11 protein-coding genes are annotated in these 14,121 nt (G+C 42.9%); 9 read left to right on the top strand and 2 right to left on the bottom strand.

Going from position 1 to position 14,121, the window contains the following annotated elements; translation table 11 throughout:
• The first annotated feature begins 66 nt into the window (after positions 1–66).
• The gene (gene mutS / locus ADH31_RS02160; RefSeq protein WP_049508736.1) at positions 67–2,601 is read left to right on the top strand and encodes a DNA mismatch repair protein MutS; all 2,535 of its coding nucleotides are present in this window, start codon (positions 67–69) and stop codon (positions 2,599–2,601) included.
• A 40-nt stretch (positions 2,602–2,641) separates the two neighbouring features.
• On the opposite strand, the gene ADH31_RS02155 is transcribed toward mutS, so the two are convergent.
• The gene (locus tag ADH31_RS02155) at positions 2,642–3,100 is read right to left on the bottom strand and encodes a DUF3021 domain-containing protein (RefSeq protein WP_049508734.1); all 459 of its coding nucleotides are present in this window, start codon (positions 3,098–3,100) and stop codon (positions 2,642–2,644) included.
• The gene (locus tag ADH31_RS02150) at positions 3,097–3,537 is read right to left on the bottom strand and encodes a LytTR family DNA-binding domain-containing protein (RefSeq protein ID WP_049508730.1); all 441 of its coding nucleotides are present in this window, start codon (positions 3,535–3,537) and stop codon (positions 3,097–3,099) included. The genes ADH31_RS02155 and ADH31_RS02150 overlap by 4 nt, the downstream gene beginning before the upstream one ends.
• A 343-nt stretch (positions 3,538–3,880) precedes the next feature.
• On the opposite strand from ADH31_RS02150, the gene rpsL reads away from it, so the two are divergent.
• From rpsL to ADH31_RS02110, 8 genes are all read left to right on the top strand, one after another.
• A complete protein-coding gene (gene rpsL / locus ADH31_RS02145; RefSeq protein WP_001142333.1) occupies positions 3,881–4,297 on the top strand; it encodes a 30S ribosomal protein S12 in 417 nt (138 codons plus the stop codon).
• Positions 4,298–4,316: 19 nt separating this feature from the next.
• The gene (rpsG, locus tag ADH31_RS02140; protein WP_000087876.1) at positions 4,317–4,787 is read left to right on the top strand and encodes a 30S ribosomal protein S7; all 471 of its coding nucleotides are present in this window, start codon (positions 4,317–4,319) and stop codon (positions 4,785–4,787) included.
• Positions 4,788–5,063: 276 nt separating this feature from the next.
• The gene (fusA, locus tag ADH31_RS02135) at positions 5,064–7,145 is read left to right on the top strand and encodes an elongation factor G (protein ID WP_000090332.1); all 2,082 of its coding nucleotides are present in this window, start codon (positions 5,064–5,066) and stop codon (positions 7,143–7,145) included.
• 113 nt (positions 7,146–7,258) lie between these two features.
• A complete protein-coding gene (locus tag ADH31_RS02130; RefSeq protein ID WP_049508727.1) occupies positions 7,259–11,653 on the top strand; it encodes a PolC-type DNA polymerase III in 4,395 nt (1,464 codons plus the stop codon).
• 37 nt (positions 11,654–11,690) lie between these two features.
• Positions 11,691–12,368: a hypothetical protein gene (locus ADH31_RS02125; protein WP_049508724.1), complete on the top strand. Its 678-nt coding sequence runs from the start codon at positions 11,691–11,693 to the stop codon at positions 12,366–12,368.
• A 13-nt stretch (positions 12,369–12,381) separates the two neighbouring features.
• Positions 12,382–12,534: a hypothetical protein gene (locus ADH31_RS10085; protein ID WP_049508722.1), complete on the top strand. Its 153-nt coding sequence runs from the start codon at positions 12,382–12,384 to the stop codon at positions 12,532–12,534.
• Positions 12,535–12,555: 21 nt separating this feature from the next.
• The gene (locus tag ADH31_RS02115; RefSeq protein WP_049508721.1) at positions 12,556–13,797 is read left to right on the top strand and encodes an aminopeptidase; all 1,242 of its coding nucleotides are present in this window, start codon (positions 12,556–12,558) and stop codon (positions 13,795–13,797) included.
• 9 nt (positions 13,798–13,806) lie between these two features.
• Positions 13,807–14,037 (top strand): GlsB/YeaQ/YmgE family stress response membrane protein, encoded by a 231-nt coding sequence (locus ADH31_RS02110; protein WP_049508719.1) that lies wholly within the window; start codon positions 13,807–13,809, stop codon positions 14,035–14,037.
• Positions 14,038–14,121: the final 84 nt, after the last annotated feature.

Raw genomic sequence — 14,121 nt, 5'->3', positions numbered from 1 at the left:
CGAAATCGAATTCTAACGAATTACCGATTTCTGTCCCACTCTCTATTTTTAACAAGGAGAGAATGGATGATGACAGAAAAATTATCACCTGGCATGCAACAGTATGTGGATATCAAAAAACAATATCCAGATGCTTTTTTGCTCTTTCGTATGGGTGATTTTTATGAGTTATTTTACGAAGATGCAGTCAATGCTGCCCAGATACTAGAAATTTCATTAACCAGTCGCAATAAGAATGCTGACAATCCTATTCCCATGGCTGGAGTTCCTTATCACTCAGCACAACAGTATATTGATGTCCTAGTGGAGCGTGGCTACAAGGTTGCCATTGCTGAGCAGATGGAGGATCCTAAGCAGGCAGTAGGGGTTGTTAAGCGCGAGGTTGTGCAGGTGATTACCCCTGGTACAGTCGTCGATAGTAGTAAACCAGATAGTCAAAACAACTTTTTGGTGGCTATCGACCGTGATGGTCAGCAATTTGGTTTGGCATACATGGACTTAGTGACGGGTGATTTCTATGTGACAGGTTTATTGGATTTTACCCTAGTCTGTGGTGAAATCCGAAATCTTAAGGCAAGAGAAGTTGTCATCGGCTATGCCTTAACTGAAGAGGAAGAACAGATTCTCGGCCGTCAAATGAATTTGGTGCTTTCTTATGAGCAAGAATTATTTGAAGACATACATCTGCTGGATCCACGCTTGGCGCCTATTGAACAAGCTGCCAGCAGTAAGCTACTTCAGTATATTCATCGGACTCAGATGAGAGAACTGAACCATTTGAAACCAGTTATCCGTTATGAAATTAAGGATTTCTTGCAGATGGATTATGCAACCAAGGCTAGTTTAGATCTAGTAGAAAATGCTCGTTCTGGCAAGAAACAAGGGAGTCTTTTCTGGTTGCTAGATGAAACTAAGACTGCCATGGGAATGCGTCTTTTGCGCTCTTGGATCCACCGTCCCTTGATTGACAAGGATCGTATCCTTGAACGTCAGGAGGTTGTACAGGTCTTTCTGGATTATTTCTTTGAACGTAGTGATTTGACAGAAAGCCTAAAGGGAGTCTACGATATTGAGCGCCTGGCTAGTCGTGTTTCTTTTGGCAAAAGCAATCCTAAAGACCTCTTGCAATTAGCGACTACCTTGGGAAGTGTTCCACGAATTCGAGCAATTTTAGAAGGAATGGAGCAACCAGCTCTTACCTATCTGATTGAACAATTAGATCCTATTCCTGAGTTGGAAAATCTCATTAGCGCAGCCATTGCTCCAGAGGCACCTCATGTCATTACCGAAGGAGGTATTATTCGGACGGGCTTTGATGAGACCTTGGATAAGTATCGTCGTGTGTTGAGAGAAGGAACCAGCTGGATTGCCGAGATTGAGGCTAAGGAGAGAGAAAATTCTGGCATCAGTACGCTCAAGATTGACTACAATAAAAAAGACGGCTACTATTTCCATGTGACCAATTCGCAGCTTGGTAACGTACCAGCCCACTTTTTCCGTAAGGCTACGCTGAAAAACTCGGAGCGTTTTGGGACAGAGGAGTTGGCGCGTATCGAGGGAGAAATGCTAGAGGCACGTGAGAAATCAGCAAACTTAGAGTACGAAATTTTTATGCGGATCCGTGAGAAGGTTGGCAAGTATATCCAACGCCTGCAAGCCCTAGCCCAAGGAATCGCTACTGTCGATGTCTTACAAGGCTTGGCAGTGGTAGCAGAAAATCAACACCTGATTCGTCCAGAGTTTGGTCAGGACTCGCAAATTGACATTCAAAAAGGTCGTCATGCTGTCGTTGAGAAGGTCATGGGAGCCCAAACCTATATTCCCAATAGTATCCAAATGGGTGAAGATACTAGCATCCAGCTGATTACAGGGCCTAATATGAGCGGGAAGTCAACCTATATGCGCCAATTAGCTATGACAGCAGTCATGGCCCAGATGGGTTCTTATGTACCGGCAGAACGTGCTCATTTACCAATTTTTGATGCAATTTTTACCCGTATCGGGGCGGCAGATGACTTGGTTTCAGGCCAGTCAACCTTTATGGTCGAGATGATGGAAGCCAATAATGCCATTGCGCATGCGACTGAGAATTCTCTCATTCTCTTTGATGAGCTTGGACGCGGAACGGCAACTTATGATGGCATGGCCTTGGCCCAGGCAATTATCGAGTATATTCATGAACATATCGGAGCCAAGACTCTCTTTGCGACTCATTACCATGAATTGACTAGTTTGGAGACTAGTCTGGGACATCTGGTTAACGTTCACGTGGCTACACTTGAGCAAAATGGACAGGTTACCTTCCTTCACAAGATCGAAGCAGGATCAGCTGATAAATCATACGGTATTCACGTAGCTAAGATTGCAGGTTTACCGGTAGACTTGCTGAAAAGAGCAGATGAAATTTTAACGCACTTAGAGAGTCAAGGTCAGGAAAGTCCTGCTCCAATGAAACAAACACATGCAGTCTCTGAACAAATTTCCCTATTTGACTCGGCGGAAGAAAATCCTATCCTAGCAGAATTGGCTAAAGTAGATGTGTACAATATGACACCGATGCAAGCCATGAACCTCTTGTTAGAATGGAAACAAAAATTATAAATCAAAACCCACTCAGTCCTATGAGTGGGTTTCTGTTGCATTATTTCTTCTGAGCCAATAATTGGTTGATGTGGGCAACCTTCTTTGATTCTCTTTTATAGAGAATCGCCCAGATGATGAGGTAGACGATGGCAAACTCTGGTATAAGCTGAAGGATGAAAGTCCAGCGAAGTGGAAACCAACCTGCCAGAATTGCTAGAGGAACAAAACCTAATAGCATGAGGAAGAAGTGAGTGACAGTAGCACGAAGAAGGCTCCAGTCTTTGGCAAAGAGACGGCTACCAAAACTAAAGAGGACTCCGATAGCTGCCCAGATGATAGAACAGTAGAGCAAAACTAGAGCGCCATGTACCTGTTGTTGGATCATGAATTGGCCAATCAAAGAGTTGGGGCTAAGTGGTGCATAGTTGCTTGGTGAATAGATAAAAGAAAAGATAATAGATAGGATGAGGCCGATGAGGACACCAGTTGTGGCATCGTGGAAAATTTGTTTTTTCATAGTTCTAATTTCTCCTTAATAGCTTTGAGGTAACGGCGAGATGAGTAGGTGAAACTGTCATTTTTTAGATAGATTTCAATCAAGCCGTTAGAGGTTAGTTTTAGATGACTAATAGCATCGATGTTGACAATTTCCGATTGGGAAATTTGGATAAAGGAAGCAGGTAGAATTTCACTTGCTTGGTAAAGACGAATATCGAGCGTATAGGTTCTAATATCCGTTTCAGCCAACACTTTACGGTTTTCAATATAAATGCGCTGAATAGTACCGACTTCAATGAGATAAAGCTGATCTTGAAATTTTCCTTTAAGCGTTTCTTTTTGATCCAGTGATTGAACAAAGTCTTGAACTTTTTGAACTCTAGGGGACAAAGATGGTGCTTCTATGATGGTTTGTTCTTCGGCGTATTGTTGATCAATGTCAAGTCTAACTTTCATATTTTCTCCTTTGTAAAGTTGTAATAGAGATCTCTTACTTACAAATCTATTAAACACCATTTTGTTGACAATTACAAGAAGCTTTGTCTATGTGGTCGGTTGAAGAGTCTATCTGGTAGGCGAGCGTTTTCAACTAAATTTAAGAGCAAAGAAGTCAAAAAATAAGTAGAAATATATTGACAAAAATAGAAAAAACGTGGTACAATAATAGACGGTACTTTTTACTTTTGGTCTCTCAAGAGTGTACAGGGACGTGCTGACAAATGTTGCAAAAGTACACACAGATGATAGCTGTCACCAAGTGTATCATCACCAAAAATAAAAAAAACACAGGAGAATGTAGATGCCTACAATTAACCAATTGGTTCGCAAACCGCGTAAATCAAAAGTAGAAAAATCTAAATCACCAGCTTTGAACGTTGGTTACAACAGTCATAAAAAAGTTCAAACAAACGTTTCTTCACCACAAAAACGTGGTGTTGCAACTCGTGTTGGAACTATGACACCTAAAAAACCTAACTCTGCCCTTCGTAAATTTGCTCGTGTACGTTTGAGCAACCTTATCGAAGTTACTGCCTACATCCCAGGTATCGGACACAACTTGCAAGAGCACAGTGTGGTGCTTCTTCGCGGTGGTCGTGTAAAAGACCTTCCAGGGGTACGTTACCATATCGTCCGTGGTGCACTTGATACTGCAGGTGTTAACGATCGTAAACAAGGCCGTTCTAAATACGGTACTAAACGTCCGAAAAAAGCATAAGGAAAGGGGATAAAGAGAAATGAGTCGTAAAAATAGAGCTCCAAAACGTGACGTATTGCCAGATCCGCTTTACAATTCACAATTAGTTACTCGTCTTATCAACCGCGTTATGCTTGACGGTAAACGTGGTACAGCTGCTTCAATCGTTTACGGTGCTTTTGAACAAATCAAAGAAGTTACTGGTAACGATGCACTTGAAGTATTTGAAACAGCTATGGAAAACATCATGCCTGTACTTGAAGTACGTGCACGTCGTGTTGGTGGTTCTAACTACCAAGTCCCAGTTGAAGTTCGTCCAGAACGTCGTACAACACTTGGACTTCGTTGGTTGGTAACAATCGCTCGCCTTCGTGGTGAACACACAATGCAAGACCGTCTTGCAAAAGAAATCTTGGATGCTGCTAACAACACTGGTGCAGCTGTTAAGAAACGTGAAGACACTCACCGTATGGCTGAAGCTAACCGTGCCTTCGCACACTTCCGTTGGTAAAATCATGATGCTAGGAACGGCAAGGATGCAAAGTGAAAATAGGAAACTGACGCAGTATTCGACGAATACAAGGAAGTTTATCTTTTTCACACAGCATCCCGTTCCGGCTCAAATCGGCTAATTAACTTTAGCTCGAGTACAACTCAACTTACCATTCCGCAAGTTGAAACCAACAATAACATGAAAACATTGAGAACGGGTAGGTCCTGCCTATCCGTTTTTATTAAATCATGTTATAATAGAATAGAAATAAAAAATATAGGAGAAACAAACCTCATGGCACGCGAATTTTCACTTGAAAAAACTCGTAATATCGGTATCATGGCTCACGTCGATGCTGGTAAAACAACTACAACTGAGCGTATCCTTTACTACACTGGTAAAATCCACAAAATCGGTGAAACTCACGAAGGTGCGTCACAAATGGACTGGATGGAGCAAGAGCAAGAGCGTGGTATCACTATCACATCTGCTGCGACAACAGCTCAATGGAACAACCACCGCGTAAACATCATCGACACACCAGGACACGTGGACTTCACAATCGAAGTACAACGTTCTCTTCGTGTATTGGACGGTGCGGTTACAGTTCTTGACTCACAATCAGGTGTTGAGCCTCAAACTGAAACAGTTTGGCGTCAAGCAACTGAGTACGGAGTTCCACGTATCGTATTTGCCAACAAAATGGATAAAATCGGTGCTGACTTCCTTTACTCAGTAAGCACACTTCACGATCGTCTTCAAGCAAATGCACACCCAATTCAATTGCCAATCGGTGCTGAAGATGACTTCCGTGGTATCATCGATTTGATCAAGATGAAAGCTGAAATCTATACTAATGACCTTGGTACAGATATCCTTGAAGAAGACATTCCAGCTGAATACCTTGACCAAGCTCAAGAGTACCGTGAAAAATTGATCGAAGCAGTTGCTGAAACTGATGAAGAATTGATGATGAAATACCTCGAAGGTGAAGAAATCACTAACGAAGAATTGAAAGCTGGTATCCGTAAAGCGACTATCAACGTTGAATTCTTCCCAGTATTGTGTGGTTCTGCCTTCAAGAACAAAGGTGTTCAATTGATGCTTGATGCGGTTATCGACTACCTTCCAAGCCCACTTGACATCCCAGCGATCAAAGGTATCAACCCAGATACAGATGAAGAAGAAACTCGTCCAGCATCTGATGAAGAGCCATTTGCAGCTCTTGCCTTCAAGATCATGACTGACCCATTCGTAGGTCGTTTGACATTCTTCCGTGTTTACTCAGGTGTTCTTCAATCAGGTTCTTACGTATTGAACACTTCTAAAGGTAAACGTGAACGTATCGGACGTATCCTTCAAATGCACGCTAACAGCCGTCAAGAAATTGACACTGTTTACTCAGGTGATATCGCTGCTGCCGTTGGTTTGAAAGACACTACAACTGGTGACTCATTGACAGATGAAAAAGCTAAAATCATCCTTGAGTCAATCAACGTTCCAGAACCAGTTATCCAATTGATGGTTGAGCCTAAATCTAAAGCAGACCAAGATAAGATGGGTATCGCCCTTCAAAAATTGGCTGAAGAAGATCCAACATTCCGCGTTGAAACTAACGTTGAAACTGGTGAAACAGTTATCTCTGGTATGGGTGAGCTTCACCTTGACGTCCTTGTTGACCGTATGCGTCGTGAGTTCAAAGTTGAAGCGAACGTAGGTGCTCCTCAAGTATCTTACCGTGAAACATTCCGCGCTTCTACTCAAGCACGTGGATTCTTCAAACGTCAGTCTGGTGGTAAAGGTCAGTTCGGTGATGTATGGATTGAATTTACTCCAAACGAAGAAGGAAAAGGATTCGAATTCGAAAACGCAATCGTCGGTGGTGTGGTTCCTCGTGAATTTATCCCAGCGGTTGAAAAAGGTTTGGTAGAATCTATGGCTAACGGTGTTCTTGCGGGTTACCCAATGGTTGACGTTAAAGCTAAGCTTTACGATGGTTCATACCACGATGTCGACTCATCTGAAACTGCCTTCAAGATCGCTGCATCTCTTGCACTTAAAGAAGCTGCTAAGACTGCACAACCAGCTATCCTTGAACCAATGATGCTTGTAACAATCACTGTTCCAGAAGAAAACCTTGGTGATGTTATGGGTCACGTAACTGCTCGTCGTGGACGTGTAGATGGTATGGAAGCACACGGTAACAGCCAAATCGTTCGTGCTTACGTTCCACTTGCTGAAATGTTCGGTTACGCAACAGTTCTTCGTTCTGCATCACAAGGACGTGGTACATTTATGATGGTATTTGACCACTACGAAGATGTACCTAAGTCAGTACAAGAAGAAATCATTAAGAAAAACAAAGGTGAAGAATAATTCATCGTCACTTTAAAAGAAGTCACTTTGTGGCTTCTTTTTCTGTTTGGTAGAAATAGGTAAAAGTGCCTCAAATATGGTAAAATAGAAGAAGTATATTGTGAGGAAAATGGATGTCAACCACTTTTGAAATTTTAATGAATCAGTTGGGAATACCCGCTGAAATGAGAAATCATGAGGCCTTCTCTCAGGCTGAAATAGAACAAGTCATTGTTCATAAACGAAGCAAAGTTTGGGAGTTTCATTTTGTTTTTGAAAATATCTTGCCTTTTGAACTTTTTCTAGAGTTGAAAAGAGGCTTGAAAGAAGAATTCTCAAAAACGGGAAATCAGGCTAGTTTTGAGATAAAAACGAGAAATCAGGAATTTTCTAGAGAACTTTTACAAGCCTACTATCGAGAGGCTTTTTCGGATGGTCCTTGCGCTAGTCAAGGTTTTCGTTCTATATATCAGAATTTTCAAGTTCGCTTTGAAAATGACCAGTTAATCATTGAAGCTTCAGAAGCAGCAGATACAGAGCATTTTAGAAAAAATCATCTGCCAAATCTTAGCAAACAGCTGGAATTTTTTGGTTTTCCTAAACTTTCTTGCATCTTAGAAAAAAATGAAGAGCTGACAAGGGAAGAACAAGAAGCCTTCCAGACGGAAAATCAAATGATTATCCAAGCAGCCAATGAAGAAACTCTTCGGGCTATGGAACAGTTAGAACAGATGGCCCCGCCTCCTCCAGTTGAGGACAAACCTGTCTTTGATTTTCAAGCCAAGAAGGCAGCTGCTAAGCCTAAACTTGACAAGGCAGAAATTACTCCTATGATCGAGGTCAATACCGAAGAAAATAGATTGGTTTTTGAAGGAGTTGTCTTTGATGTTGAGCATAAGGTGACTAGAACGGGTCGTGTCTTGATTAACTTCAAGATGACGGACTATACTTCTAGTTTTTCTATGCAAAAATGGGTCAAGAATGAAGAGGAAGCGCAGAAGTTTGACATGATCAAGAAGAATTCTTGGCTCCGTGTTCGTGGGAATGTTGAGGTCAATAATTTCACGCGAGACCTGACCATGAATGTGCAAGATATTCAAGAAGTTGTTCACTATGAACGGAAAGACTTGATGCCAGAGGGTGAACGTCGTGTTGAGTTCCATGCTCACACCAATATGTCGACCATGGATGCTCTGCCTGAAGTTGAAGAACTCATTGCGACAGCTGCCAAATGGGGACACAAGGCGGTTGCTATTACAGATCATGGCAATGTTCAATCCTTCCCTCATGGCTATAAGGCCGCTAAGAAAGCTGGTATCCAGCTGATCTATGGGATGGAAGCCAATATCGTTGAAGACCGTGTACCTATCGCCTATAACGAAGTTGAGATGGATTTGTCTGAAGCAACCTATGTGGTCTTTGACGTAGAAACAACAGGACTTTCAGCTATCTATAATGACTTGATTCAGGTGGCGGCTTCCAAGATGTACAAGGGCAATATCATTGCTGAGTTTGATGAATTTATCAATCCAGGGCACCCCTTATCAGCTTTTACAACTGAGTTGACAGGCATTACTGATGACCATGTAAAAAACGCTAAACCCTTGATTCAAGTTCTGAAAGAATTCCAAGAATTCTGTAAAGATACCGTTCTTGTAGCCCACAATGCAAGCTTTGACGTTGGTTTTATGAATGCCAACTATGAGCGTCACGGTCTTCCAAAAATTACTCAACCTGTCATCGATACGCTAGAGTTCGCTAGAAATCTCTATCCGGAGTACAAGCGACATGGTTTGGGCCCCTTGACCAAACGTTTTGGTGTAGCTCTAGAACACCACCATATGGCCAACTATGATGCGGAAGCAACTGGCCGTCTGCTCTTTATCTTTATTAAGGAAGTAGCAGAAAAACATGGTGTGACAGATTTGGCTCGATTAAACCTTGATTTAATCAGTCCGGATTCTTATAAAAAAGCTCGTGTCAAACATGCGACCATCTATGTGAAAAATCAAGTGGGCTTGAAAAATATCTTTAAGCTGGTGTCCCTTTCAAATACCCAGTACTTTGAAGGAGTTCCACGGATTCCACGTACGGTGCTAGATGCCCATCGAGAAGGTTTAATCTTGGGGTCCGCTTGTACAGAAGGAGAAGTCTTTGATGCAGTCGTTTCACAAGGGGTAGATGCGGCAGTCGAAGTAGCTAAATACTATGACTTTATCGAGGTCATGCCTCCGTCTATCTACGTACCTCTGATTGCCAAAGAGCAGGTCAAGGACATGGAGGAACTCCAAACCATCATCAAGAGCTTGATTGAGGTCGGAAACCGTCTCGGTAAGCCCATTCTTGCGACAGGAAATGTCCACTATCTCGAACCTGAGGATGAAATTTATCGGGAAATCATCGTCCGCAGTTTAGGTCAGGGAGCCATGATTAACCGAACGATCGGTCATGGAGAAGCTGCTCAACCAGCTCCGCTACCAAAGGCACACTTTAGAACAACTAATGAAATGTTGGATGAATTTGCCTTTCTAGGGGAAGACTTGGCTCGCAAGATTGTCATTGAAAATACCAACGCCTTGGCAGAAATCTTTGAGCCTGTTGAGGTCGTTAAAGGCGACTTATATACACCTTTCATTGACCAAGCCGAAGAAACAGTTGCCGAATTAACCTATAAAAAAGCTTTTGAAATCTATGGAAATCCACTGCCAGATATCGTTGATCTACGGATTGAAAAGGAATTGACTTCTATCCTGGGGAATGGTTTCGCCGTGATTTATCTAGCTTCGCAGATGCTAGTGCACCGTTCCAACGAACGAGGCTACTTGGTTGGTTCTCGTGGGTCTGTTGGATCCAGTTTTGTTGCGACTATGATTGGGATCACCGAGGTTAATCCTCTCTCTCCTCACTATGTCTGTGGTCAGTGTCAGTACAGTGAGTTTATCACAGATGGTTCTTACGGTTCAGGATTTGATATGCCCAATAAAGACTGTCCAAACTGTGGCCACAAACTCAGCAAGAATGGCCAGGATATTCCTTTTGAGACCTTCCTTGGTTTTGATGGGGATAAGGTACCTGATATCGATTTGAACTTCTCGGGGGAAGATCAACCGAGCGCCCACTTGGATGTTCGTGATATCTTTGGGGAAGAATATGCCTTCCGTGCAGGAACGGTTGGTACGGTGGCTGCTAAAACAGCCTATGGATTTGTCAAGGGTTACGAGCGTGACTATGGCAAGTTCTACCGTGAGGCTGAAGTAGAGCGCCTAGCCCAAGGAGCTGCCGGTGTCAAACGGACGACTGGTCAGCACCCAGGGGGAATCGTTGTTATTCCTAACTATATGGATGTCTATGACTTTACTCCAGTACAGTATCCTGCAGATGATGTAACTGCTGAATGGCAGACCACTCACTTTAACTTCCACGATATCGATGAGAATGTCCTCAAGCTCGATGTCCTTGGTCATGATGATCCGACCATGATTCGGAAACTTCAGGACTTGTCAGGTATTGATCCAAACGATATCCCTATGGATGATCCAGGTGTCATGGCCCTCTTCTCAGGTACGGATATCCTAGGAGTCACGCCAGAGCAAATCGGGACTTCAACTGGTATGCTTGGTATTCCAGAGTTTGGGACCAACTTTGTTCGTGGAATGGTGGATGAAACCCATCCGACGACCTTTGCGGAGTTACTTCAGCTTTCTGGTCTGTCTCACGGTACCGATGTATGGTTGGGAAATGCCCAAGACTTGATTAAGGCTGGAATTGCAGACCTGTCAACCGTTATCGGATGTCGGGATGACATCATGGTTTACCTCATGCACGCTGGTCTAGATCCAAAGATGGCCTTTACTATCATGGAGCGTGTACGTAAGGGATTGTGGCTCAAAATCTCAGAAGAAGAGCGCAATGGTTATATCGAAGCAATGAAGGCTAACAATGTACCTGAGTGGTATATCGAATCTTGTGGAAAAATTAAGTACATGTTCCCTAAAGCCCACGCGGCTGCCTACGTTATGATGGCCTTGCGTGTAGCCTACTTCAAGGTTCACCATCCGATTTATTACTACTGTGCTTACTTCTCCATTCGTGCCAAGGCCTTTGATATCAAGACCATGGGTGCAGGCTTGGATGCTATCAAACGCAAGATGCAAGAAATTGCTGAAAAGCGCAAGAACAATGAAGCTTCTAACGTAGAAATTGACCTCTATACAACGCTTGAAATCGTTAATGAGATGTGGGAACGTGGCTTCAAATTTGGGAAATTGGATCTCTATCGCAGTGATGCGACTGAATTTATCATCGATGGAGATACTCTCATCCCACCGTTTGTTGCTATGGATGGACTGGGAGAGAACGTTGCTAAGCAATTGGTTCGTGCTCGTCAAGAAGGTGAGTTCCTCTCTAAAACAGAACTTCGCAAGCGTGGTGGACTTTCCTCAACTTTAGTTGAAAAGATGGATGAAATGGGAATTCTCGGCAATATGCCAGAGGACAACCAGTTGAGTCTGTTTGATGATTTGTTTTAAGAGTTTGAAATGTCTTATGTAGGTTTGAGGTTAGTTAATGATGCTAAAGAAAAACAGAGCAACACCTTGGAAACCAGGGAAAGTTATTTCCATACGCTTGCGAAATGGCGTTTACGTATTAGCACAAATGGTGCGTGATCCCTATCTGGTATTTTTCAACCATTTTAACGAGGAAAATAATTGGAAGGGAGTGACCTTGAAAGAGGAAGATATCCTCTTTTGTAAGGCTGTTACTCGCCAGTTTCTACGCTATAGTCCTGTAACGATTGTTAAAGAAGTGAACCCCCTGTTAGATTATGAACTGCCTAAAGAATGGATTTATAGCCATATTGGAGGGCATCCTATTACTGTTTCGGTAAAGGGAAGTGAGCGCCAACTTGCTGGTTTTGGTAGACGTTGTTCTTTGGTTCTGGCGAATAAGGACAGTGGACAACCAGAAGATAATCCACTTATGGGACTTTTCCAAGCTTATATCATACCAGATATCAAAGAACAAGATTGGGATCGGGTAGGTCAGGCTGAACATATGTCTATTGAAGTATTTCCAACACTCAACGAACGTCTCTATCTTTGCTTTCTTTATGGGAAAAATATAAATCCAGAACAAGATATCTCTTTAGGAAAGCCTCTACCTGATGACTATGAAACCTATATAGATATCCTCACAAATAGTCCAGAGGCACGACGCCTCTACCTAGGAGAGGACGAAGAATAAGAAAGGACATTTCATGAAACTAAGAATTTTTGCGGAAGATAAACCGGCTGAGAAGATGTTTGAGTACCAATTTGAACTTGCTGATCAGACAATTCTTCTATCGACAGCACTCTTGTCAGGTGCTATTGCTTTGGCAGGATTATTTTCTGCTTTGAAAGAAAAATAAAAATAGAAAAGAGAAAACAGAATGGTTTTACCAAATTTTAAAGAAAATCTAGAAAAATATGCTAAGTTGTTAGTTGCGAACGGTGTGAACGTGCAACCTGGTCATACCTTGGCTCTCTCGATTGATGTGGAGCAACGTGAGTTGGCTCACTTAATTGTTAAAGAAGCCTATGCACTTGGAGCTCACGAAGTTATCGTTCAATGGGCAGATGACTTTGTAAACCGTGAGAAATTCCTTCACGCGCCGATGGAGCGTTTGGACAATGTGCCAGAATACAAGATTGCTGAGATGAACTACCTTCTTGAAAACAAAGCAAGTCGTCTCGGTGTTCGTTCTTCTGACCCAGGTGCCTTGAACGGAGTGGATGCAGAAAAACTTTCAGCTTCTGCCAAAGCTATGGGAATTGCCATGAAGCCAATGCGTATCGCAACTCAATCTAATAAGGTTAGCTGGACTGTAGCAGCCGCTGCTGGACTAGAGTGGGCTAAGAAGGTCTTTCCAAATGCAGCAAGCGACGAAGAAGCAGTGGACCTCCTTTGGGACCAAATCTTCAAAACTTGCCGTATCTACGAAGAAGATCCAGTTAAGGCTTGGGAAAAACATGCTGCTATCCTCAAGAGCAAGGCAGAGATGCTCAACAAAGAACAATTCTCAGCCCTTCACTACACAGCGCCTGGAACTGATTTGACACTTGGCTTGCCGAAGAACCACGTTTGGGAATCAGCAGGAGCGATCAATGCCCAAGGTGAAGGATTCTTGCCAAACATGCCAACAGAAGAAGTCTTCACAGCTCCTGACTTCCGTCGTGCTGATGGTTATGTAACGTCTACAAAACCACTCAGCTACAATGGAAATATCATCGAAGGTATCAAGGTGACCTTTGAAAATGGAGAAATTGTAGATATTACAGCTGAGAAGGGTGACCAGGTTATGAAGGACCTCGTCTTTAAGAATGCTGGTGCGCGTGCCTTGGGTGAATGTGCCTTGGTACCAGATCCAAGTCCAATTTCTCAGTCAGGTATTACCTTCTTTAACACCCTTTTCGATGAAAATGCTTCGAACCACTTGGCTATTGGTGCAGCCTATGCAACGAGCGTTGTTGGTGGAGCTGAGATGATCGAAGAAGAGCTTGAAGCTGCAGGACTTAACCGTTCAGATGTTCACGTTGACTTTATGATTGGTTCGAACCAAATGGATATCGATGGTATCCGTGAGGATGGGACACGCGTACCTCTCTTCCGCAATGGAGATTGGGCAATTTAAGGAGAATCTATGCTTGGAAGTATGTTTGTTGGTCTTTTAATCGGACTACTAGCAGGAGCTATCACCAATCGTGGAGAACGTATGGGATGCTTCGGAAAAATGTTCCTGGGCTGGATTGGTGCCTTTTTAGGACAATTACTCTTTGGTTTTTGGGGACCAAGCCTAAACGGTACAGCCATTATCCCATCAGTTCTCGGTGCCATGATTTTGCTAGCCATCTTCTGGGAAAGAGGAAGCTAAGTTTCGCTTTAGAAGGCAGATTAATTCTAAAGAATAAGAGAGAGGCTGGGACAAAAGTCCTAGCCTCTCAATTGTCTTTGGATT

Origin of the sequence: Streptococcus pseudopneumoniae, from assembly GCF_001072375.1 — a bacterium.
GTDB classification, from domain to species: Bacteria; Bacillota; Bacilli; order Lactobacillales; family Streptococcaceae; genus Streptococcus; species Streptococcus pseudopneumoniae_L.
Note: the sequence above shows the minus strand (reverse complement) of the source record. Positions and strands in the feature narration are given on the sequence as shown.